Source organism: Micromonospora sp. WMMA1976 (genome assembly GCF_027497335.1).
GTDB classification, from domain to species: domain Bacteria; phylum Actinomycetota; class Actinomycetes; order Mycobacteriales; family Micromonosporaceae; genus Micromonospora; species Micromonospora aurantiaca.
In genome coordinates this window covers 6,555,589-6,576,074 of sequence record NZ_CP114912.1, presented here as the reverse complement: position 1 = coordinate 6,576,074, position 20,486 = coordinate 6,555,589, and the positions used below count along the sequence as shown (strand labels likewise).

20 protein-coding genes are annotated in these 20,486 nt (G+C 71.7%); 5 read left to right on the top strand and 15 right to left on the bottom strand.

Annotated features, from left to right (window positions below; translation table 11 throughout):
- Nucleotides 1–108: 108 nt before the first annotated feature.
- Complete coding sequence (locus O7546_RS30520; protein WP_281600328.1) at nt 109–1,074, top strand: terpene synthase; 966 nt, start codon at nt 109–111, stop codon at nt 1,072–1,074.
- Nucleotides 1,075–1,094: 20 nt separating this feature from the next.
- Here O7546_RS30520 and mqnP read toward each other — a convergent pair whose 3' ends face one another.
- The 3 genes from mqnP to O7546_RS30505 are packed head-to-tail and all read right to left on the bottom strand — an operon-like array spanning nt 1,095 to nt 4,062.
- Nucleotides 1,095–2,000 (bottom strand): menaquinone biosynthesis prenyltransferase MqnP, encoded by a 906-nt coding sequence (mqnP, locus tag O7546_RS30515; RefSeq protein ID WP_281600327.1) that lies wholly within the window; start codon nt 1,998–2,000, stop codon nt 1,095–1,097.
- On the bottom strand, nt 1,997–3,457 hold the full coding sequence (locus tag O7546_RS30510) for a menaquinone biosynthesis decarboxylase (RefSeq protein ID WP_194802076.1): 1,461 nt from the start codon (nt 3,455–3,457) through the stop codon (nt 1,997–1,999). The genes mqnP and O7546_RS30510 overlap by 4 nt, the downstream gene beginning before the upstream one ends.
- 47 nt (nt 3,458–3,504) lie before the next feature.
- Nucleotides 3,505–4,062 carry a carboxymuconolactone decarboxylase family protein gene (locus tag O7546_RS30505; protein ID WP_194802077.1) on the bottom strand — a complete coding sequence of 186 codons (558 nt, stop codon included), beginning with the start codon at nt 4,060–4,062 and terminating at the stop codon, nt 3,505–3,507.
- A gap of 63 nt (nt 4,063–4,125) precedes the next feature.
- On the opposite strand from O7546_RS30505, the gene O7546_RS30500 reads away from it, so the two are divergent.
- The gene (locus O7546_RS30500) at nt 4,126–4,596 is read left to right on the top strand and encodes a MarR family winged helix-turn-helix transcriptional regulator (protein ID WP_194802078.1); all 471 of its coding nucleotides are present in this window, start codon (nt 4,126–4,128) and stop codon (nt 4,594–4,596) included.
- 9 nt (nt 4,597–4,605) lie between these two features.
- On the opposite strand, the gene O7546_RS30495 is transcribed toward O7546_RS30500, so the two are convergent.
- Both O7546_RS30495 and O7546_RS30490 read right to left on the bottom strand, forming a co-directional pair.
- Nucleotides 4,606–5,205, bottom strand: coding sequence for a hypothetical protein (locus O7546_RS30495; RefSeq protein WP_281600326.1), 600 nt, complete (start codon nt 5,203–5,205; stop codon nt 4,606–4,608).
- Between the two features lie 2 nt (nt 5,206–5,207).
- The gene (locus O7546_RS30490) at nt 5,208–5,537 is read right to left on the bottom strand and encodes a hypothetical protein (protein ID WP_281600325.1); all 330 of its coding nucleotides are present in this window, start codon (nt 5,535–5,537) and stop codon (nt 5,208–5,210) included.
- 96 nt (nt 5,538–5,633) lie between these two features.
- Between O7546_RS30490 and O7546_RS30485 the strand changes: the two genes are divergently transcribed.
- On the top strand, nt 5,634–5,849 hold the full coding sequence (locus O7546_RS30485) for a hypothetical protein (RefSeq protein ID WP_030500721.1): 216 nt from the start codon (nt 5,634–5,636) through the stop codon (nt 5,847–5,849).
- On the opposite strand, the gene ccsB is transcribed toward O7546_RS30485, so the two are convergent.
- From ccsB to hemL, 6 genes are read right to left on the bottom strand one after another with little or no spacing between them, the layout of a single operon-like run.
- Nucleotides 5,818–6,792, bottom strand: a complete 975-nt coding sequence (gene ccsB, locus O7546_RS30480; protein WP_013283546.1) for a c-type cytochrome biogenesis protein CcsB — start codon at nt 6,790–6,792, stop codon at nt 5,818–5,820. The genes O7546_RS30485 and ccsB overlap by 32 nt on opposite strands.
- Nucleotides 6,792–8,411 (bottom strand): cytochrome c biogenesis protein ResB, encoded by a 1,620-nt coding sequence (locus tag O7546_RS30475; RefSeq protein WP_281600324.1) that lies wholly within the window; start codon nt 8,409–8,411, stop codon nt 6,792–6,794. Before O7546_RS30475 ends, ccsB begins: the two co-directional genes overlap by 1 nt.
- Nucleotides 8,411–9,247, bottom strand: a complete 837-nt coding sequence (locus O7546_RS30470; RefSeq protein ID WP_194802080.1) for a cytochrome c biogenesis protein CcdA — start codon at nt 9,245–9,247, stop codon at nt 8,411–8,413. Before O7546_RS30470 ends, O7546_RS30475 begins: the two co-directional genes overlap by 1 nt.
- Nucleotides 9,247–9,822 (bottom strand): TlpA disulfide reductase family protein, encoded by a 576-nt coding sequence (locus tag O7546_RS30465; protein WP_091330408.1) that lies wholly within the window; start codon nt 9,820–9,822, stop codon nt 9,247–9,249. The genes O7546_RS30470 and O7546_RS30465 overlap by 1 nt, the downstream gene beginning before the upstream one ends.
- Nucleotides 9,822–10,469: a histidine phosphatase family protein gene (locus tag O7546_RS30460; RefSeq protein WP_013283542.1), complete on the bottom strand. Its 648-nt coding sequence runs from the start codon at nt 10,467–10,469 to the stop codon at nt 9,822–9,824. Before O7546_RS30460 ends, O7546_RS30465 begins: the two co-directional genes overlap by 1 nt.
- A 2-nt stretch (nt 10,470–10,471) precedes the next feature.
- Nucleotides 10,472–11,809, bottom strand: coding sequence for a glutamate-1-semialdehyde 2,1-aminomutase (gene hemL, locus O7546_RS30455; RefSeq protein WP_194802081.1), 1,338 nt, complete (start codon nt 11,807–11,809; stop codon nt 10,472–10,474).
- 146 nt (nt 11,810–11,955) lie between these two features.
- Here hemL and O7546_RS30450 point away from each other — a divergent pair, with 146 nt between their 5' ends.
- Nucleotides 11,956–12,288 (top strand): STAS domain-containing protein, encoded by a 333-nt coding sequence (locus tag O7546_RS30450; protein WP_135242846.1) that lies wholly within the window; start codon nt 11,956–11,958, stop codon nt 12,286–12,288.
- 86 nt (nt 12,289–12,374) lie between these two features.
- Here the strand turns inward: O7546_RS30450 and O7546_RS30445 are convergent, their stop codons facing one another.
- Together O7546_RS30445 and O7546_RS30440 are read right to left on the bottom strand one after the other, a co-directional pair.
- On the bottom strand, nt 12,375–13,967 hold the full coding sequence (locus O7546_RS30445) for an ABC transporter permease (protein ID WP_269697992.1): 1,593 nt from the start codon (nt 13,965–13,967) through the stop codon (nt 12,375–12,377).
- Nucleotides 13,964–14,908 carry an ABC transporter ATP-binding protein gene (locus tag O7546_RS30440; protein WP_194802084.1) on the bottom strand — a complete coding sequence of 315 codons (945 nt, stop codon included), beginning with the start codon at nt 14,906–14,908 and terminating at the stop codon, nt 13,964–13,966. Before O7546_RS30440 ends, O7546_RS30445 begins: the two co-directional genes overlap by 4 nt.
- Nucleotides 14,909–14,961: 53 nt before the next feature.
- Between O7546_RS30440 and O7546_RS30435 the strand changes: the two genes are divergently transcribed.
- Nucleotides 14,962–15,486, top strand: coding sequence for a MarR family transcriptional regulator (locus tag O7546_RS30435; RefSeq protein WP_269697991.1), 525 nt, complete (start codon nt 14,962–14,964; stop codon nt 15,484–15,486).
- Nucleotides 15,487–15,490: 4 nt separating this feature from the next.
- Here O7546_RS30435 and O7546_RS30430 read toward each other — a convergent pair whose 3' ends face one another.
- Together O7546_RS30430 and O7546_RS30425 are read right to left on the bottom strand one after the other, a co-directional pair.
- A complete protein-coding gene (locus tag O7546_RS30430; protein ID WP_013283536.1) occupies nt 15,491–16,048 on the bottom strand; it encodes a response regulator in 558 nt (185 codons plus the stop codon).
- Nucleotides 16,045–20,409 carry a HAMP domain-containing protein gene (locus tag O7546_RS30425; RefSeq protein WP_194802085.1) on the bottom strand — a complete coding sequence of 1,455 codons (4,365 nt, stop codon included), beginning with the start codon at nt 20,407–20,409 and terminating at the stop codon, nt 16,045–16,047. Before O7546_RS30425 ends, O7546_RS30430 begins: the two co-directional genes overlap by 4 nt.
- Between the last annotated feature and the right edge of the window lie 77 nt (nt 20,410–20,486).

Below are 20,486 nucleotides of genomic sequence, written 5' to 3'. Positions count from 1 at the left end.
GCGACCCCCGTTCGGTCGGCCCGTCCGGGATGTCCAGAGGGTTCACGGAAGTTCCCGCGACGTGGAATTCTTCGATCGGCAAGTCCACTTCCGTGGGAAGGGCCGGTGATGACGGCTGCGGTGCTGCGGGCTCTGCGCTCCGACTGCCCCATCCCGCCCCGCCTCTCCCCGTACGCCGACGACGTGCAGGGCTGGCTGGTGGAGCAGGTCGACCGGCTCGGCCTGCCGGCTGACCCGGTGACCCGGCGACGGCTGGTGCGGGCCGGCTTCGCCCGGTACGCGGGCCGCCTCTACCCGGACGCCACCGAGCCCGACCTGCGGGTGCTGACCGCGTTGTTCACCTGGTTCTTCCTCGTCGACGACGCCTGCGACGGGCGGGACGGCCTGACCCCGCCGCAGATCCGCGCGCTGCGCGACGGCGCACTCGCCCTGCTGCGCGAGGGTCCGCGCGCCCGCCACCCGGGCTTCTCCGGCCCACTGCGGCGGCTGCTGGTGCAGGCGTGGCGGGAACCCCGCCGCCGGATGCCGGCCCGGTGGCGGCTGCGCTTCGCCGACGCGGTCGCCGACCACCTCGACGGGGTCCACCGGGAGGCCACCGCCACCACGTCCGGCCGTCCACCGGGCGTCGCCGAGTACGTGCGGCTGCGCCGGGCCACGTCGGCGGCGTACGTGTCGTACCCGCTGATCGAGTTCGCATCCGGGCGTCCGCTGCCCGACGCGGTCTACCACCATCCGGCGCTGCGGCGGCTCGCCGACCTCGCCAACGACCTGCTCTCCTGGTTCAACGACATCGCCTCGCTGGAGCGCGACCGGGCCACCGGCGGCGGGCACAACCTGGTGCTGGCGACGGCCGCCGAGCGGGGCGTGCCGCTGCCGGCGGCGGTCGACCTGGTGGCCGGGCACTGGCGGGCCGAGATGGACCGGTTCGCGGCGCTCCTGGCGGCGGCGCCGTCGTTCGGCCCGACGCTCGACGAGGCCGTCGCGATCCACCTCGACGGGCTGGCCGCCGCCGTGCGCGGCACCGTCGACTGGACGCTGGAGAGCGCCCGCTACCCGCTCGCCGCGGCGTCCTGACCCGGCGCCCGGCGTCGCCGTTACGGCCGCAGGCCGAGCCGGATCACCAGGTCGAGCAGCGCGAGGAGGAACAACGCGATGCCGACGAAGCCGTTCGCGGTGAAGAACGCCCGGTTGACCTTGCTCAGGTCGGTGGGGCTGACCACCATGTGCTGGTAGGCGAAGGCGACAGCGGTGAGCGCCAGCCCGATCCACCACAGCCAGCCGAAGCCGACCCAGGCGCCGAACCAGATGAACAGCGCGAACGTCACCACGTGCGCGACGGTGGAGGCGTGCAGCGCGAAGCGCCGGCCGTACCGGGCGGGGACGCTGTGCACGCCGATCTCCCGGTCGATCTCCGAGTCCTGGCAGGCGTAGATCAGGTCGAAGCCGCCGATCCACAGGCCGACGGCGGCGCCGAGCAGCCAGGCCGGGCCGGAGCCGTCGAGCGTGCCGGTGACCGCCAGCCAGGCGCCGACCGGGCCGACCGCCTGCGCCACCCCGAGGATGGCGTGCGGCCAGTTGGTGAACCGCTTGCCGTACGGGTAGACCACGAGCGGCACCACGGCGAGCGGCGCGAGCACCAGGCAGAGCGGGTTGAGCAGGGCGGCTGCGGCCAGGAACACCACGAGCGCGACCGCCGCGCCGGTCCAGGCCGTCCGCACGCTCACCGCGCCGGTGACCAGTTCCCGGTTCGCCGTACGCGGGTTCCGCGCGTCGATGCGCCGGTCCAGGATGCGGTTCGCGGCCATCGCGAACGTCCGCGCGCCGACCATCGCCACGGTGATCAGCAGCAGGTCTCCCCAGCGCACCCGCCCGCCGTTGAGCTGCATGGCGGTCAGCGCCGACAGGTACGCGAACGGAAGCGCGAAGACCGAGTGCTCGATGGCGACGAGCTTGAGGAAGGACGAGACCCGGCCGGGTCGTTCCTGTACTGCCGCCGTCATCGGATCCCGTATTCCTTCCAGCGCTTGTCGACGAGCGAGACCACCTCGGGCGACATGCGCATCTCCTCCGGCCAGCCCCGGCTGTAGCCCTCCTCGGGCAGTTTGCGGGTCGCGTCGATGCCCGCCTTGCCACCCCAGAACTGCTGGTACGACGCATGGTCGAGGTGGTCCACCGGCCCCTCGGTGACCATCAGGTCGCGGGCGTAGTCGACGTTGCCGAAGGCGCGGAACGCGACCTCGTTGTAGTCGTGCACGTCGCAGTCCTCGTCCACGATCACGATCAGCTTGGTCAGCGACATCATGTGCGCGCCCCAGATCGCGTTCATGACCTTCTGCGCGTGCTTCGGGTAGCGCTTGCGGATCGACACGATCGCGCAGTTGTGGAAGACACCGGCGGCGGGCAGGTCGTAGTCGACGATGTCCGGGATCAGGAAGCGCAGCAACGGCGCGAAGATCCGCTCGGTGGCCTTACCCAGGCCGTGGTCCTCCTGCGGCGGCTGGGACGTGACGATCGAGTGGTAGACCGGGTCGCGCTGCATGGTCATGCACTCGATGTGCATGACCGGGAACGGCTCGACCGGCGTGTAGAAGCCGGTGTGGTCGCCGAACGGCCCCTCGGGCAGGCGCTCGCCCGGCTCGATGTAGCCCTCCAGCACGATCTGCGCGTGCGCCGGAACCTGCAACGGGACGGTCAGGCAGTCCACCATCTCGACCCGCTCACCGGCGAGGAACCCGGCGAACAGGTACTCGTCGATGTCGGCGGGCAGCGGCGCGCTGGCCGAGTACGCCACCACCGGGTCCGCGCCGATCGCGATCGCCACCGGCAGCCGCTGGCCGAGCCGCTCGGCGACCGCGTGGTGGGCGGTCGAGTTCTTGTGGATCTGCCAGTGCATGCCGATGGTGTTGTGCGAGTGCTGCTGGAGCCGGTAGAGCCCGAGGTTGCGCTTGCCGGTCTCCGGGTGCTTGGTGTGGGTCAGCCCGAAGTTGTGGAAGATCCCGCCGTCGCCGGGCCACACCTGCAACCCGGGCAGCCGGTTCAGGTCGACGTCGTCGCCCCGGTAGACCACCTGCTGGCAGGGGGCGGTCTTGACCTTCTTCGGCGGCATCGACTTGAGCTGCATGACCTTGCCCAGGCCGCCCATCATCCCGGAGAAGCCCTGCGGCAGTTCCGGCTTGAGCATGTCGCCGATCCGCTCGCCGATCTCGTCGAGGTGCTCCACCCCGAGCGCCATCGCCATCCGCTTCTCGGTGCCGAACAGGTTGATCGCCACCGGCATCTCGCCCCGGGTGGGGCGCTCGAACAGCAGCGCGGGCCCGCCGGCCCGGACGGTACGGGTGACGATCTCGCTGATCTCCAGCGTGGGGTCGACCGGCGCGCTCACCCGCCGCAGCTCGCCCGCACGCTCCAGCGCCGCGAGGAAGTCCTTCAGATCGGTGTACGGGAAGCGAGCCGCCATGCCCCCATCCTCCCGCACTCGCTTCCTCGGGCCGGGCGCGCCCCCGGTCAACAGGGGGCGGGCTGCCAGGCGTACGCGGCCAGCGGCTCGTCGAGCGGCGCCTCGGTGAGCCGGTTGGCGAACGTGGAGATCGTGTACGTGCCGACGCCGAGCACCACGTCCAGCGCGTGCCGGCGCTGCCATCCGGAGGCGAGCAGCGCGTCCAGATCGGCGTCGGGGACCGCGCCCCGGTGGTCGAGCACGGCGACGGTGAACCGACGCAGCGCCTCCAGCCGGGGGTCGGGCAGCGTCGCGCCGGTCCGCAGCGCCTCGATCAGCTCGGGCGTGGCGCCGTGCCGGACCAGCGTCGCGGTGTGCATGGCCACGCAGAGGTGGCAGCCGTTGCGGGTGGCGACGGTCAGCACGACCACCTCCCGGGCGGCCGGGTCCAGGTCGGTGGCCTCGAACGCGGCGTTGGCGGCGAGGAAGCCCTTCAGCAGTTCGGGCGAGCCGGCCATCAGGCTCACGGCGGCCGGTAGGTGCCCCAGCGAGCGACGTACTCCGGCCATGACCGGGCGGGCGGCGGCGGGCGCGGTGTCCGGCTCGTACGCGGTGAAGCGGGACATGACAGGGCCCCTCTCGTAAGATAGTCAACGTGGTTGACGAAATAGTAAACGTGGTTGACGAACATGGCAACGCCTGACCGCCCCGGCTTCGCGCTGCCGCTGCTCCTGCTCGCCGGTTTCCGCACGCTCGTCGACGACCTGCACGCCGAACTGGCCCGCCAGGGGCACCCCGAGCTGCGCCCGGCACACGGCTTCGTCCTCCAGGCCGTCGGCCCGGCCGGCACTACCGCCTCCGACCTCGGGCAACGCCTCGGCGTCTCCAAGCAGGCCGCGGGCAAGACGGTGGACCGGCTGGTCGCGCTCGGCTACCTGGAACGCGTGGACGACCCCGCCGACGCCCGCCGCAAGCTGGTCCGGATGACAGCGAAGGGCCGCGACGGGCTGCACCGCTCGGCTGTGATCTTCGACGAGTTACGCGACCGCTGGGCGGCCACGCTCGGCGCGGACCGGGTCGCCGCCATCGAGGACGACCTGCGCCGGATGGTCCCCGCCGACGTGTTCCGCCTCGACGTACCCGGCTGGTTCGGCGCGTGAGGCGCCCGCTCAGCGCCCGTAGAGAAGTGCCGGGTCGACCAGGACCACATCCGCCCGACCGGCCGCGGCGTCGACGAGGTCGTCCTCGAAGCCGTGGCCGCCCGCCAGCAGCAGCCGCGCTCCGCCCGCGTCGAAGCCGGGTCGCTGCCGCACCAGCAGGGCCCGGATCCGTTCCAGCCGCTGGAGGTCGGCCCGGCCCAGCCGGCGACCCCACTTGACCTCACCGATCGCCAGCAGAGGGCGGGGGCCGTCGCCCGGTGGCGGCTCGCCCACCGCGACCAGGTCGAGTTCGTGACGCGTCCGGGTGTCCGGGTCGGTCAGCGTCGCCGCGCTCACCTCGGCGACGTGCCCGCCGAGGAGCTCGGGTTCGGCGAAGCGCAGCGACCACTGCCGCACGATCTCCTCGAACCGGGGCCCGAGAACCGCGCTTGCGTAGCGGCGCTGTGAACGACGCCAGACGTCGGCTCCGTGCCGCTGCTCCAGAGCCGTCCACGCCGGGCGCATCACTGCCTGGTAGAAGGTGATCAGCGGTTCGGTGATCCGGTAGCTGCTGCGACCGCTGCGCAGCGGGTCGGGCTCACGCACCAGCAGTCCGGCGTCCTCCAGCACGGTCAGCGGGTGCTGGAGGTCGGTGGCCTTCCGCCCGATGTAGCCGCAGCACCCCAGTCCGGCAGGTGGACGGGGCCTGGTGACCCGGAGTACGCGTCCAGCGCCTCACCCAACCGGCGCAGCGATTCCGTCGACGTCGCCTCGGTCGCGCCGAAGTAGAAGCCGCCGCTCGCCTGCGCCAGTTGGTACAGCAGCAGGGTCTTGCCCTGCCTCCGGCGGCCGCTGACCACCCCGAGCGTCGCGCCGGGCCGGTCGTCGGCCACGAACCGGGCCAGTTCGGCCCACTCGACGTCCCGGTCGAAGATCTCCGCGGGCTTTCCGAGCAGCGGCATACCTACACCACACTTCTTATAACTACAGTTCTAAGAAGTGAAGTCCTACATTCTGCGTCACTGACAGCTTCGCCGTCGGCGGTTCATCATCGACGGATGGACGACGCATACGTGGTGGGTGACCCCGACGGCCTCAGCCCGCTCCAGGCCGAGATCCGCGACGCGGTGGCCCGCGAGCTGCACGCCCAGTTCGCGCTGCGGGCGGACCGCCTCGAACTGGCCGACCTGCCGGAGGTGGCCTACCAGGTCACGCGCCGGGTGGACGAGGTGCTGAGCGGCACTACACCCCGGCGTACGAGTGCAGACCGGTGAAGAAGAAGTTCACGCCGAACAGGTTCATCATCACGGTCAGGAAGCCCACGATGGAGATCCAGGTCGCCACGTTGCGCTTCACGCTCGGCGTGGCCCGGGCGTGCAGGTAGCCCGCGTACACCACCCAGGAGATGAACGCCCAGGTCTCCTTGGGGTCCCAGCCCCAGGCGCGACCCCAGGCCGCCTCGGCCCAGATCGCCCCAGCGATCACCGCGAAGGTGAAGATCGGGAACGAGAAGGCGTGCAGCATGAAGGTCAGCCGCTCCAGCCCGGCCGCCTCCGGGAGGCGGCGGGCCAGGGTGTACGGGAAGCTGCGCCGCCCCTGCTCCCAGCCGGACCGCATCAGGTACGCGGCGGCGGGCACCACGCCCAGCAGGAAGATGCCCGAGGCGAAGATGATCGTCGAGACGTGGATGATGAACCACCACGACTGAAGCGCCGGCATCAGCGGCTCGATCGGCACGTAGAGCTTCAGCTCGGCGAACGCCAGCAGCAGCACCATGACCAGCGTCAGGAACAGCCCGAGCCGGCGCAGCCACGGCTGCTTCCAGAGCACCACGAGCCAGGCCGCCACCCCGATCCAGGTGCCGGTCAGCACGAACTCGTACATGTTGCCCCAGGGCATCCGGTCGGCGGCGAGGCCCCGGGTGACCACGGCGCCCAGGTGCACGGCGGCAGCCAGCACGGTGAGCCAGGCGGCGATCCGGCCGGCGAGCACGGCCCGCGCGCCGGTGCGGTCCGGGCGCGGCGGCGTCGCCGCGACGGCCGGCTCGTCGATCGTGCCGCCGGCGCCGCCGACGCCCGCGCCGACCAGCTCCCGCGCCGGCGCGGCCGCGGGCACCTTCCGCGCGTTGCCCAGCGCGAACTCCACGGCGTGGCTGATCATCGCGATCAGGTACGCCAGGATCGCGAACGCGACCAGCTGGTCGGAGAGTGCGGACATCAGTCGTCTCCTTCTCGCGCCCGCCGTACGTCCGGCGCGTCACCGCTCACCGCGGCGACGAGCTGCGCGAACTCGTCGGCGAACCCAGGGTGTTCGGTGCGCGGCAGCCCACCGGCCTCCACCAAACTACTACCGCTCGTCGGAGATCCACCCTCGGGGGGCGAAACCCGGAACCAGACCCGGCGCCGCCGGGCGAACAGCGAGCCCATCAGGCCCAGCAGCAGCGTGCCGCTCGCCACCAGCAGCAACGCCTGCCCGGGCGCGTGCCGGACCGCGAGCGTGATGTACGGCTTGGTGCCGACGAACTCCAGCGTGCTGCCGTCGTCGAGGGTCCACTTCTCCCCCGGCCGCAGCAGCTTGGTGCCGATCTCCTTGAGCTTGCCGTCGTCGATCTGCCGCCGGTCCAGCGCGTACACCGAGCCGGGGATGCCCGCGTCCAGCCCGAGGTTGCCCCGGTACGCGGTCAGGTTCACCGCCGGGTTCCGCTCGGCCGGGTACTGCGACGAGACGTACGGCGCGCTCTCCGGCGCGGTCGGCAGGTAGAGCCCGTCGAAGGCGATCTGCTGGTCCGGGGCACGCGCGCCGGTCTTCGGGTCGACGTTGGCGTCCGGGAAGATCGCCACGCCCTCCTCGGTCGCGTTGGAGTCGCCGGTGCGCAGGAACGGCGCCTCGCTGGTCTGGCTGCGGCCGTACTTGTCGGTGTACTTCAGCAGCGGCGCGTAGCCGTTGCCGAGCAGGTAGACGTTCGCCGAGCCGAGCCGCAGCGGCGAGTTGACCGAGAACCCGGCGGTCCGTTCCGTGCCGCCCGGCTCGTCCACTGTCACCGTGGCCCAGTAGCGGGACGCCAGCCCGGACGGCAGGTAGTCGGCCTCGAACTTCTCCAGCGTCAGGCAGAACGGCGGCAGGTCGGAGCTGTCCACGCGCGGGCCGAGCGACGCCTCGGCGTACTGCTGGCGGGTGTTGCAGAACGCGTTGTCCTCGCCGGCCACCAGGATGCGGTTGCCGTGCCATCCGTACCAGGAACCGAGCGCCACCCCGAGCAGGACGGCGACCAGCGACACGTGGAAGAGCAGGTTGCCGGTCTCCTTGAGGTAGCCCTTCTCGGCGGAGACCTCGTTGCCGCGCACGGTGACCCGCCACCGGCGGCGGCGCAGCACCGCCGCGATCGCCTCGGGATCGGCGGCGGCCGGGGCCTCCAGCACCGCGTGCTGCGGCAGCCGGTCGAACCGTCTCGGCGCGGCCGGTGGCCTCATCCGCAGCGCGCGGACGTGGTCGCGGGCGCGGGGCAGGATGCAGCCGATCAGCGAGGTGAACAGCAGCAGGTAGATCGCGGAGAACCAGACCGAGCCGAAGACCTCGAACGCGCCGATCTGGTTCAGCCGGGGCGCGAGGTCGGGGTGGTCGACGAACCACTGGTTGACGCGTTCCGGGTTGACGCCGCGCTGGGGCAGCACCGAGCCGGGGATGGCCGCGATGGCGAGCAGGAACAGCAGGATCAGCGCCGTACGCATGCTGGTGAGCTGCCGCCACGAGTTGCGCAGCAGGGCCAGCACCGGGTTGACCCGCCGCCGGGGCGCCTGCGCGGGTGGGGTCGACGGCCTGTCGTCGACGGTCGTCATCAGATGCTCACCTCGCCCACGCCCACGTTCGTCTGCAACCAGATCACCACGTTCACCCAGCCACCGGTGATCAGCGCCAGGCCGATAGCGATCAGCAGCGCGCCACCGATCCGGGTGACCCAGCGGCTGTTGCGCCGGACGGCGCGGAAGACCCCGAGCAGGCGCTGGAAGCCCAGCCCGAAGACGACGAACGGTATCCCCAACCCGAGGCAGTACGCCACGGCGAGCACCACGGCCCGGTCGGTCCCGCCCTCGGTGGCCGCCATGCCGAGCACCGCTCCGAGCGTCGGGCCGGTGCAGGGCAGCCAGCTGAGCGCGAAGACCGCGCCGAGCACCGGTGCGCCGAGCAGCCCGGCGGAGGGCAGCCAGCGGATGCGGAACTCCCGCTGCATGCCGGGGATCACCCCGAGGTAGCCGAGGCCGAGCACCACCACGAGCGCGCCGATGACGATCTCCAGCGTGCGCTCGTACCGGAAGAAGAGCTTGCCGACGCCGGAGAAGAGGATCGCGGTAGCGACGAACACGACGGTGAAGCCCGCGATGAACAGCAGCGTGCCGGCGAGCACCCGGCCCTTGACGGCGGCGGTGGTCCGGGCCTGCGTCCGTTCCGCCACCGCGACGCCGCCCCCGGTCGACGGTGGGTCCGGTGGCTGCGGCGCGCCCGGGCGGCGGCCCTCCAGGTCGGAGCCGGCCAGACCCGTCACGTACGACAGGTAGCCGGGCATCAGCGGGAGCACGCACGGCGACAGGAAACTGACCAGGCCGGCCAGCGCCGCCGCGCCGACCGCGAGCAGCAGCGGGCCGGACTCGGCGAGCTGCCGGAACGTCTCGCCCATCAGCGGGCGCCGTTCGGCGGCGGCGACTCGGCCGCGATGTCCTCGACGATCGGCCGCAGTTCGTCACGGGTGACGGCCCGGCGGATCACCACGGCGATCCGGCCCTCGCGGTCGAGCACGACGGTGGCCGGGGTGGTGTTCGGCGGGATGTCGAAGTTCAACGCCTGCCGGCTGGCCGGGTCGAAGATGCTCGGGTACGTGACCCGGCCCTCCTCGAAGGCGATCGCCTTGTCCTTGCTGTCCTGCACGTTGATGCCGAGGAACGTCACGCCGGAGCCCTTTGTGGCCTGGTACGTGGCCTCCAGGTCGTCCGCCTCGGCGCGGCAGGGCGCGCACCAGGAGCCCCAGAAGTTGACCACGACGACCTGGCCGCGGTCGCGGGAGATGTCGTAGCTGCCGCCGGTGAGCAGCTCACCGCTCACCTTCGGCGTCTTGGAGCGCTGGTCGGGGGCGCAGGTGACGGTCGAGCCGTCGGCCGCGCACCGGCTCTCCTGGCTGCCGGAGGAGCAGCCGACCAGCGCCGTACCGGCGGTGACGGCGGCGAGCAGGGCGGCGGCGAGCCTCCGGGTGAGCATCAGGCCCCCTTGGCCGTCCGGGCGGTCGGCGAGATCGACACGAGGTGGGCGGCCGGCTCGGAGTACCCGATGCCGACGATCTTGGCGCCGTCGAAGTGGAACGAGGTGAGGCTGGCCAGGCCGCACTGGCGGCGGCGCGGGTCGTGCCAGAGGCGCTTGCGCTCGACGTGCCGGCGCAGCGTCCAGATCGGGAGCTGGTGCGACACGAGCACCGCCTCCCGCCCCTCGGCGGCGACCCGGGCGGCGTGCAGCGCGGCGAACATACGCTCGGCGATGGCCCGGTACGCCTCGCCCCACGACGGGGTCACCGGGTCGCGCAGCACCCACCAGTTACGCGGGTCGCGGAACGAACCGTCACCGGGCGAGACCTTCTTGCCCTCGAACCAGTTCGCGCTCTCGATCAGGCGCTCGTCGACGCCGACGGAGAGGCCGAACTGCGCCGCGATCGGCTCGGCGGTCTGCTGGGCGCGCTCCAGCGGGCTGGCCACCACGTGCACGACGGTCCGGTCGGCGAGCGCCTGCGCCGCCGCCTTGGCCATCTGCACGCCCAGCTCGGAGAGGCGGAACCCGGGCAGGCGGCCGTAGAGGATGCCGTCCGGGTTGTGCACCTCACCGTGCCGCAGCACGTGCACCACGGTCTCCGCCATTGTTATCCCCCGCTTCCCGCCGCCGCTGCCGCCCGCGCCGCCACCGGCAGGGCGGCGGCGATCTGCTCCCACGCGGCGTCGTCGATCGCGGTCGAGACGAACCACGACTCGAACGCGCTCGGCGGCAGGTAGACGCCGCCGGCGAGCATCGCGTGGAAGAACGCCTTGAACGCCGGCACCACCTGGGTGCGGGCGCTGTCGTAGTCGTGCACGTCCGCGTCGGTGAAGAAGACCGAGAACATGTTGCCCGCGGTGGAGAGGCGGTGCGGCACGCCGGCCGCGGACAGCGCCTCGGTGGTGAGCTTGCCGAGCGCGGCGGCGGTCTCGTCGAGCCGCCGGTAGAGCGCGTCGTCGGCCAGCCGCAGCGTGGCGAGCCCGGCCGCGCAGGCCAGCGGGTTACCGGAGAGCGTGCCGGCCTGGTAGACCGGGCCGGCCGGGGCGAGCTTCGCCATGATCTCCGCGCGCCCGCCGAACGCCGCGGCGGGCAGGCCGCCACCCATGACCTTCCCGTACGTCCACAGGTCCGCGTCCGAAGGGTCGAGGCCGTGCCATCCGGCGCGGGACACCCGGAATCCGGTCATCACCTCGTCGACGATGAGCAGCGCACCGTTCGCGTGGGCGATCCGGGCCAGCTGGGAGTTGAAGCCGTCGCGGGGCGCGATCACGCCCATGTTGCCGGCCGCGGCCTCGGTGATGATCGCGGCGATGTGCTGGCCCTCGGCGGCGAACGCCTCCTCGACCGCGCGCAGGTCGTTGTACGGCAGCACGATGGTGTCGCCCGCTGCCGCCCCGGTCACGCCGGGCGAGTCGGGCAGGCCGAACGTGGCCACGCCGGAGCCGGCGGCGGCGAGCAACGCGTCCGAGTGGCCGTGGTAGCAGCCGGAGAACTTGATGATCTTGGCGCGGCCGGTGAAGCCGCGGGCCAGCCGGATCGCCGACATGGTCGCCTCGGTGCCGGAGTTGACCAGGCGCACCTGCTCCACCGGCGTCCGCGCGATGATCTCCTCGGCCAGGTCGACCTCACCCGGCGTCGGCGTGCCGAAGCTGGTGCCGAGCGGCGCCGCCTCGCGCAGCGCCTCCACCACCGCCGGGTGCGCGTGGCCGAGGATCAGCGGGCCCCAGGAGCAGACCAGGTCGACGTAGCGACGACCGTCTGCGTCGAAGAGCCACGGACCCTCCCCCCGGACCATGAAGCGCGGGGTGCCGCCGACGGCACGGAACGCGCGCACGGGAGAGTTGACCCCGCCGGGCACGACGGCCTTGGCGCGGTCGAACAGGGCCTCGGAGGCCGGGGCGTCGGCCGGGTAACGGCCGGATCCGGCGGAAAAGGTCTCGGTCACGATGGGGCCATTGTGTCAGCGCCGGAGTGCTGCCTGGCAGGCACCCCGCGACGGGGGTTACCAGGCTCACCCGCCTGAGCGGGGCGACGGGCCGACGGCGATCCGCTCGACAGGCCCGTTGGTCGAGATCGCGATAGGCTGACCGGGTGGATCGTGCCGAACTGTCCATCACCGTACACCGGACGGGTGACGAAGCAGTGCTTCGCCTGGCCGGTGAGATCGACATGCTCACGGCCGCCCAGCTCTCGACGGTGGTCAACGAGGTGCTGGCGGATCCGCCCCCGCGCATCGTGCTCGACCTGGCCGGGGTCACGTTCTGCGACTCGCAGGGCCTCGGCACGCTCGTGGTGCTCAGCCGCAAGGCCAGTCACGCCCAGTGCCTGCTGATGCTCACCAACGTCGGCGACTTCCTGATCCGCGTACTGGACATCACCGGCCTCCGCAGCGCCCTGATGATCCGCAACGAGGCCACCCCGTAGGCCCTCCCCCGCGATCTTGCACTTGCGGCCCTCGGCGAGGGTGATTCACACCTTTTGCCGGGGCCACAAGTGCAAGATCAACGGCGCTAGAGGACGGGGACGTCGCGGCGGCGGAACGTCAGCAGGCCGGCTGTGGCCAGGGTCACCGCCAGGGCCGTGAGGACGTAGAGCGGGGTTGCGGTCCACGTGGCGCGCAGCACCTGGGGAGTGTGGGTGAACGGGGACACGTCCAGCAGCCACTGGTCCAGCTCCAGCACCGCGCCGAGCTGTCCGAGCAGCACGCAGACCGCCAGCACCACCCACGCGGCGGACGCGAGCCGGGGCAGCAGGCCGTAGAGCAGCACGGCGAGCCCGGCCAGCACCCATGCCGCCGGCACCTGAGCCAGCCCGGCGGCGAGCATCCGGCCCAGCTGGCGGGGAACGTCACCGGTGCTCAGCCCGTACGTCAGGCCGGTCGCCAACCCGGTCACCGCGAGCACCACCACCGGGCCGAGCAGCGCGAACGTCACGTGCGACAGCAGCCAGGTCGAGCGCCGGGTACCGGTGGCGAGCACCGGTTCGGCGTGCCCGGCGGCCTCCTCGGCGCGCATCCGCAGCGCGGCCTGGATGCCGTACCCGGCGGCGGCGAGCCCGGCCAGGCTCAGCGTGACCCCCAGGTACGCATCGGCCATCCCGGACGCCCCGCCGAGCCGGGCCACGATCTCCTCCATCCGCGGACTCCCCTCGACGGACCGGCCGGCCGCCTCCGCGGCGCCACCGAGGATCAGCCCGAGCAGGCCGAACCCGACCGACCACCAGAGGATCTGCCCCCGGTGCAGCCGCCAGGCCAGCCCGAAGGGCCCGGACAACGCGCCGCCCGCGCCGGCCGGGCCGAGCCGGGGCGGCAGCACGCCCGCGCCCAGGTCACGGCGGACCGAGATCGGGTACGCGAGCGCGGCGAGCAGCACCGTTGCGGCCAGCGGCAGCAGCAGCACCCACCACCGCTCCCCCTCGTACGGCCGGACGCGGGCTGCCCAGCCCAGCGGGGACAGCCAGCTCGGCCAGTCGTTGCCGGCGGTGTCCCCGGCCAGGCGCAGCCCGAACGCGGCGCCGAGACCGGCGAGGCCGACGCCCCGCGCCCCGCCCGCGGTCTCGGTGAGCTGGGCGGCCAGCCCGCCGAGCGTGGCGAAGACAGCACCGGTCAGCACGGTGACCAGCCCGTACGCGACCGAGCCGCCGACCGGCAGCCCGGTCGAGACGAGCCCGGCGGCGGTGAGCAGCCCGAGCACCAGGTCTGCGGCGTACGTGACGAGCAGCGCGGCGGTCAGCCCGGAGTGCCGCCCGAGCACGCTGCCGCCGAGCAGTTCCCGCCGCCCTGCCTCCTCCTCGGTGCGGGTGTGCCGGATGACCGTGAGCAGGCTCGCCAGCGCGACGATGAGCAGCAGGAAGCCGCTGCGCTGGGCGGTCAGCCCGCCGATGCTGTCGCCGTACGCCGGGCCGAGCAGCGCGACGATCGACGGGTTGCGGGCGGTGCCCTCCAGGTACGCGGCCCGCTCGGCTGCGGTCGGGAACAGCTCGAAGTAGCTGGCCGCGTACGTCATCGGCAGCACCGCGAGCACGAGCACCCACAGCGGCAGCAGGAGGCGGTCCCGGCGCAGGATCAGCCGGACCAGGTGACGCGTGCCGGTGAGCGCACTCATGACCGGTCCGCCGTCTCGGGGCGCGCCACGTCGGAGGAGGACGCCGCTTCGGAAGAGGACGCCGTCTCGTAGTGCCGCAGGAACAGTTCCTCGAGCGTGGGCGGCGTGCTGACCAGGCTGCGTACCCCCAGCTCGGTGAGCCGGCGCAGCGCGGCGTCGAGCGACGCGGTGTCCACGTCGAAGCGGACCCGCTGCCCGTCCACCCGCAGGTCGTGCACTCCCGGCAGCTCGGCCAGGCCGTCCAGCGGCGCGGTGACCTCGGCGTCGATAGCGGTGCGGTGCAGGTGGCGCAGGTCGCCGAGCGTGCCGGTCTCGACGGTCCGGCCGGCCCGGATGATCGTCACCCGGTCGCAGAGCGCCTCCACCTCGGCCAGGATGTGGCTGGAGAGCAGCACCGTGCGCCCGTCCTGCCGGGCCCGGCGGACCCAGTGCTGGAAGACCTCCTCCATTAGCGGGTCGAGCCCGGAGGTCGGCTCGTCGAGGATGAGCAGCTCGACGTCGGAGGCGAGCGCGGCGACCAGGCCGACCTTCTGCCGGTTGCCCTTGGAGTAGGTGCGGCCCTTCTTGCGCGGGTCCAGCTCGAACGACTCCAGCAGTTCGGCGCGGCGTCTCGGGTCGAGCCCGCCGCGCAGCCGGCCGAGCAGGTCGATCACCTCGCCGCCACTGAGGTGGGGCCAGAGCGTGACGTCGCCGGGCACGTACGCGAGACGCCGGTGCAGCGCCACCGCGTCCCGCCACGGGTCGCCGCCCAGCAGCCGGACGGCCCCCGCGTCCGCCCGCAGCAGGCCGAGCAGCACCCGGATGGTGGTCGACTTGCCGGAGCCGTTCGGGCCCAGGAAGCCGTGCACCTCTCCGGTGCGAACGGTCAGGTCGAGCCCGTCGAGGGCCCGGGTGCGGCCGAAGGTCTTCACCAGGCCGGACACATCGATTGCCGTTTCCATACTTCAGAAGCTACGCTCGTTTCACAAACTTGTGAAGACTGTAGGGTCACGGGGTGAGTGTCGAGGAGCCGACCATGAACGTGCCGCCCCAGCACGACGAGGAAGAGGTCCACCTCTTCGTCGAGCGGATGGCGATGGCCTTCGCCGAGGTGGGGTTCCCCCGGATGGCCGCCCGGGTCCTGTTCACGGTGATGAGCGCCGACGACCCGCTCACCGCGGGCGAGATCGCCGGCCGGCTCGGCGTCAGCGCGGCGGCGGTGAGCGGCGCGGTGCGCTACCTGACCCAGTTCGCCATGCTGATCCGCGAGCCGGTCAAGGGCTCGCGGAGTGACCGCTACCGGATGCCCGACAACCCGTGGTACGAGGCGACCATCACCAAGACCACGCTCTACAAGAACTTCATCGACATCGCCGCCGGCGGGGTCGACGCACTGCACGGCCGCAGCACGCCGGCCGGTGAGCGGGTGGCCGAGATGCGGGACTTCTTCCTCTTCGTACAGGAGGAACTGGAATCGCTCGGCGACCGCTGGCGGGCCCGGCGGGCCGCGACCGGGCACGGCGGCCCGGCCGGCGGCTGAACCGTCAGCGGGTGTTGCCCCAGCGCGCCTGCTCCAGCAGCTCCACCGCGCGTTCCCGGGTGGACGGGTCGTCGTCGGCGCGCAGCAGCGCCGTCGCCTCGTCGACCGCGTCGGTCAGGTGCCGCCACTGCAGGTCCCGTTCCCGCACCAGGTCCGACTGGGCGGCGAGCTGCCGCGTCTTCACCCACAGGTCGACGAAGACCGTCACCTTGGCGCGCAGCACCCACGGGTCGAACGGCTTGGTCAGGTAGTCGACCGCGCCGGCCGCGTAGCCGCGCAGCGCGAGCTGCGCGTCCTTGTCCGCGGCGGTCAGGAAGATGATCGGTACGTGCCGGGTGCGCTCGCGCCGCTTGATGTGGGTGGCGGTCTCGAACCCGTCCATGTCCGGCATCTGGGCGTCCAGCAGGATCACCGCGAAGTCGTCCACCAGGAGCTGCTTGAGCGCCGCCTCGCCGCTCTCCACCGCGACCGACTGCACCGGGAGACCCTGGAGGATCGCCTCCAGCGCCATCAGGTTCTCCCGCCGGTCGTCCACCAGCAGGGCCTTGGCCGTCTGCGTCACGCGTTCTCCTCGCCTCGACTCCGGCCGATCCAGGACGCCATCAGTTCGATCAGCTCGTCCAGGTCCACCGGCTTGGTGATGTAGTCGCTGCCGCCGGCGCCGAGCGCCGACTCCCGGTCGCCGGGCATCGCCTTCGCGGTCAGGAAGACGATCGGCAGGTCCGCGAACCGGTGGTTGCGGCGGATCTGCGCTGTCGTCTCGTACCCGTCCTGGTCCGGCATCATGGCGTCCATCAGGACGATGTCCACCTCCGGGTGCTCGGCGAGCTGGCGGACACCGTCCGCCCCGTTGTCCGAGTACAACACGGTCATCCCGTGCAGTTCCAACGCGGACGTCAGCGCGAACACGTTCCGCACGTCGTCGTCGATGATCAATACGGTCACGCCGTCCAGGCGCCGGGTCGCGGGCGTCTCCTGCGGCTGCGGCAACTCCATCGGCATGAGCAGCGACGACGGCAGGCCCGCGCGGCTCGGCGACGGTGGCGCCGGCGCCACCACCGCGTCCGGCGCCAGCACATCGGGTACGAAGAGAGTGAACGTCGAACCCTGCCCGGGCGCGGACGAGACGGTGATCGTGCCGCCGAGCAGGCGGGCCAGGTCACGGCTGATGGACAGGCCCAGCCCGGTGCCGCCGTAGCGGCGGCTGGTGGTGCCGTCCGCCTGCTGGAACGCCTCGAAGATCAGCGACAGCTTGTCGTCGGAGATCCCGATGCCGGTGTCTATCACGGTGAACGCGATCACCCGCTGCGCGTTCGTCAGCGCCGGCACGTCGAAGACGGCGTTCTCGGCCGCCGGGCCGATCCGCAGCGTCACCGCACCGTTGTCGGTGAACTTCACCGCGTTCGACAGCAGGTTGCGCAGGATCTGCTGCAACCGCTGAGCGTCGGTGACCAGCGCGGGCGGCAGATCGCGGCTCACCCGGACCTGGAAGTCCAGGCCCTTCTCCTCGGCCTGCGGCGCGAACGCCTGCTCGACGTAGCCGCGGATCTCGGCGAACTGGATCTCGGTGGGCTCCACGTCCATCCGGCCCGCCTCGATCTTGGACAGGTCGAGGATGTCGTCGATCAGCGACAGCAGGTCCGACCCGGCGCCGTGGATGGTCCGGGCGAACTCGATCTGCTTCGCGCTGAGGTTGCGCTCCGGGTTCTCGGCCAGCAGCCGGGCCAGCAGGAGCAGCGAGTTCAGCGGCGTCCGCAGCTCGTGGCTCATGTTGGCGAGGAACTCCGACTTGTACGCCGACGCCCGGGTGAGCTGCTGCGCCTTCTCCTCCAGGCCGAGGCGGGCCAGCTCGATCTCCCGGTTCTGCGTCTCGATGTTGGCCTTCTGCTCGGACAGCAGCTTCGCCTTGTCCTCCAGCTCGGCATTGGTGCGCTGCAACTCGGCCGACTGGTCCTGCATCTCGTGCGCCAGCCGCTGCGACTGCGCCAGCAGTTCCTCCGTACGCCGGTTGGCCTGGATGGTGTTCACCGCGACGCCGATGGTGAGCACCAGCCGCTCCAGGAACGCCAGGTGCAGCTCGGAGAACGTGGCCACGCCGGCGAACTCGATCACGCCGAGCAGCTCGCCCTCGAACTGGACCGGCAGCACCACCAGGTCGGCCGGGGGCGTGTCGGCCAGCCCGGACCGTACGACGAGGCGCCCGTCCGGCTGCGCCTTGACCCGGATCGTCCGGCGGGACAGGGCGGCCTGCCCGACCAGCCCCTCACCCGGGCCGAAGGTGACGTCGTGGCCGCGTGCCACGTACCCGTAGGAGGCGGTGAGCCGCAGCCGCATGCTGCCCTCGGAGCTGTCCGCCAGGAAGAACGCGCCGAGCTGCGCGTCCACCAGCGGGGTCACCTCCTGCATGATCATGCGGCAGACCTCGCCCAGGTCGCGCTGGCCCTGGAGCAGGCCACCGATCCGGGCCAGGTTCGAGTCCAGCCAGCCCTGCTCGGCGTTCTTCTTCGTCGTCTCCCGGAGGGTGACGATCATCTGGTTGATGTTGTCCTTCAGCTCGGCGACCTCGCCCTGCGCCTTCACGTTGATCCGCTGGGTCAGGTCTCCGCGGGTCACCGACGTGGAGACCTGCGCGATCGCGCGCAACTGCGTGGTCAGGGTGGAGGCGAGCTGGTTGACGTTCTCGGTGAGGTCGCGCCACGTACCGGAGACGCCCTTGACCTGGGCCTGACCACCCAGCTTGCCCTCGGTACCCACCTCGCGGGCCACCCGTGTGACCTCGTCGGCGAACGAGGAGAGCTGGTCGACCATCGTGTTGACGGTGTTCTTCAGCTCGAGAATCTCGCCCTGCGCGTCCACTGTGATCTTCTGGCCCAGGTCGCCGTTCGCCACCGCCGTGGTGACCGAGGCGATGTTCCGCACCTGGCTGGTCAGGTTCGACGCCATCGAGTTCACGTTGTCGGTCAGGTCCCGCCACGTACCGGAGACGCCCTTGACCTGGGCCTGACCACCCAGCTTGCCCTCGGTACCCACCTCACGGGCCACCCGCGTGACCTCGTCGGCGAACGACGAGAGCTGGTCCACCATCGTGTTGACAGTGGACTTCAGCTCCAGGATCTCGCCCTGCGCGTCCACGGTGATCTTCTGCGACAGGTCACCCTTGGCGACGGCCGTCGACACCTGGGCGATGTTGCGCACCTGCGCGGTCAGGTTCGACGCCATCGAGTTCACGTTGTCGGTCAGGTCGCGCCAGGTGCCGGCGACGCCGCGTACCTGGGCCTGACCACCCAGCTTGCCCTCGGTACCCACCTCACGGGCCACCCGCGTGACCTCGTCGGCGAACGACGACAGCTGGTCCACCATCGTGTTGACAGTGGACTTCAGCTCCAGAATCTCGCCCCGGGCGTCCACTGTGATCTTCTGCGACAGGTCACCCTTCGCCACCGCCGTGGTGACCGAGGCGATGTTCCGCACCTGGCTGGTCAGGTTCGACGCCATCGAGTTCACGTTGTCGGTGAGATCCCGCCACGTACCGGAGACGCCCTTGACCTGGGCCTGACCTCCCAGCTTGCCCTCGGTACCCACCTCACGGGCCACCCGGGTCACCTCGTCGGCGAACGACGACAGCTGGTCCACCATCGTGTTGACGGTGTTCTTCAGCTCCAGGATCTCGCCCTGCGCGTCCACGGTGATCTTCTGACCCAGGTCGCCCTTGGCGACGGCGGTGGAGACCTGGGAGATGTTGCGGACCTGGCTGGTCAGGTTGCCGGCGAGCTGGTTGACGTTCTCGGTGAGGTCGCGCCAGGTGCCGGAGACGCCGCGCACCTGCGCCTGGCCGCCCAGCTTGCCCTCGATGCCCACCTCACGGGCCACCCGGGTCACCTCGTCGGCGAACGACGACAGCTGGTCCACCATCGTGTTCACGGTGTCCTTCAGCTCCAGGATCTCGCCCTGGGCGGCCACCGTGATCTTCTGCGACAGGTCACCCTTCGCCACCGCCGTCGACACCTGGGCGATGTTGCGCACCTGCGCGGTCAGGTTCGACGCCATCGAGTTGACGTTGTCGGTCAGGTCCTTCCAGGTGCCGGCCACGCCCGGCACCTCGGCCTGGCCGCCCAGCTTGCCCTCGGTGCCCACCTCGCGGGCCACCCGGGTCACCTGCTCGGCGAACAGCCGCAGCGTGTCGGTGAGCGAGTTCATCGTGTCGGCCAGCTCGGCCACCTCACCGCGCGCCCCGACCGTGATCTTCTGCGACAGGTCGCCCTTCGCCACGGCCGTCGCCACCTGGGAGATCGACCGCACCTGCCCGGTGAGGTTCGACGCCATGGTGTTCACCGAGTCGGTGAGGTCCTTCCAGGTGCCGGCCACCCCGCGTACGTCGGCCTGGCCGCCCAGCTTGCCCTCGGTGCCCACCTCGCGGGCCACGCGCGTCACCTCGTCGGCGAACGACGAGAGCTGGTCCACCATCGTGTTCACGGTCCGGCCGATGCGCAGGTACTCACCGCGCAGCGGGCGGCCGTCTATCTCCAGCGCCATGTGCTGGGACAGGTCGCCGTCGGCCACCGCCACGATGACCCGGGCGATCTCGGTGGTCGGCCGGCCCAGGTCGTCGATGAGCGAGTTGACCGCCCGCTGCCCCTCCGCCCACGAGCCGTCCAGGCCCTCGTCGTCCAGGCGCTCGGTGAGGCGGCCGTCACGGCCGACGATCCGGCTGATCCGCCGCAGGTCGAGGTGCTGCCGTTCCTGCAACGACACCACGTCGTTGAAGGCGTCGGCGACCTCGCCGGGCAGACCCGCCCGCCGGGGCAGGCGCACCCGCAGATCGCCGCGCCCCACCCGGCGCAACGCCTCGACAAGTTCGCCGAGGAGCACCTCGTGGTCGGACGCGGACGGGTCAGCGGTCACCGACTGATTCACCGTGGCCATCGTTCCTCGCTCCGCTCGGGCTCGTGCGGTCACACGGGCCATCCCATCATTGTGCCGCGCGATCCGTCGAGGTCACC

Bases quoted from the DNA above. Each gene is read 5' to 3' on its own strand.
- O7546_RS30520 (WP_281600328.1), top strand. From the start codon at position 109: ATGACGGCTGCGGTGCTGCGGGCTCTGCGCTCCGACTGCCCCATCCCG.
- mqnP (WP_281600327.1), bottom strand. From the start codon at position 2,000: ATGACGGCGGCAGTACAGGAACGACCCGGCCGGGTCTCGTCCTTCCTC.
- O7546_RS30510 (WP_194802076.1), bottom strand. From the start codon at position 3,457: ATGGCGGCTCGCTTCCCGTACACCGATCTGAAGGACTTCCTCGCGGCG.
- O7546_RS30505 (WP_194802077.1), bottom strand. From the start codon at position 4,062: ATGTCCCGCTTCACCGCGTACGAGCCGGACACCGCGCCCGCCGCCGCC.
- O7546_RS30500 (WP_194802078.1), top strand. From the start codon at position 4,126: ATGGCAACGCCTGACCGCCCCGGCTTCGCGCTGCCGCTGCTCCTGCTC.
- O7546_RS30490 (WP_281600325.1), bottom strand. From the start codon at position 5,537: ATGCCGCTGCTCGGAAAGCCCGCGGAGATCTTCGACCGGGACGTCGAG.
- O7546_RS30485 (WP_030500721.1), top strand. From the start codon at position 5,634: ATGGACGACGCATACGTGGTGGGTGACCCCGACGGCCTCAGCCCGCTC.
- ccsB (WP_013283546.1), bottom strand. From the start codon at position 6,792: ATGTCCGCACTCTCCGACCAGCTGGTCGCGTTCGCGATCCTGGCGTAC.
- O7546_RS30475 (WP_281600324.1), bottom strand. From the start codon at position 8,411: ATGACGACCGTCGACGACAGGCCGTCGACCCCACCCGCGCAGGCGCCC.
- O7546_RS30470 (WP_194802080.1), bottom strand. From the start codon at position 9,247: ATGGGCGAGACGTTCCGGCAGCTCGCCGAGTCCGGCCCGCTGCTGCTC.
- O7546_RS30465 (WP_091330408.1), bottom strand. From the start codon at position 9,822: ATGCTCACCCGGAGGCTCGCCGCCGCCCTGCTCGCCGCCGTCACCGCC.
- O7546_RS30460 (WP_013283542.1), bottom strand. From the start codon at position 10,469: ATGGCGGAGACCGTGGTGCACGTGCTGCGGCACGGTGAGGTGCACAAC.
- O7546_RS30445 (WP_269697992.1), bottom strand. From the start codon at position 13,967: ATGAGTGCGCTCACCGGCACGCGTCACCTGGTCCGGCTGATCCTGCGC.
- O7546_RS30440 (WP_194802084.1), bottom strand. From the start codon at position 14,908: ATGGAAACGGCAATCGATGTGTCCGGCCTGGTGAAGACCTTCGGCCGC.
- O7546_RS30425 (WP_194802085.1), bottom strand. From the start codon at position 20,409: ATGGCCACGGTGAATCAGTCGGTGACCGCTGACCCGTCCGCGTCCGAC.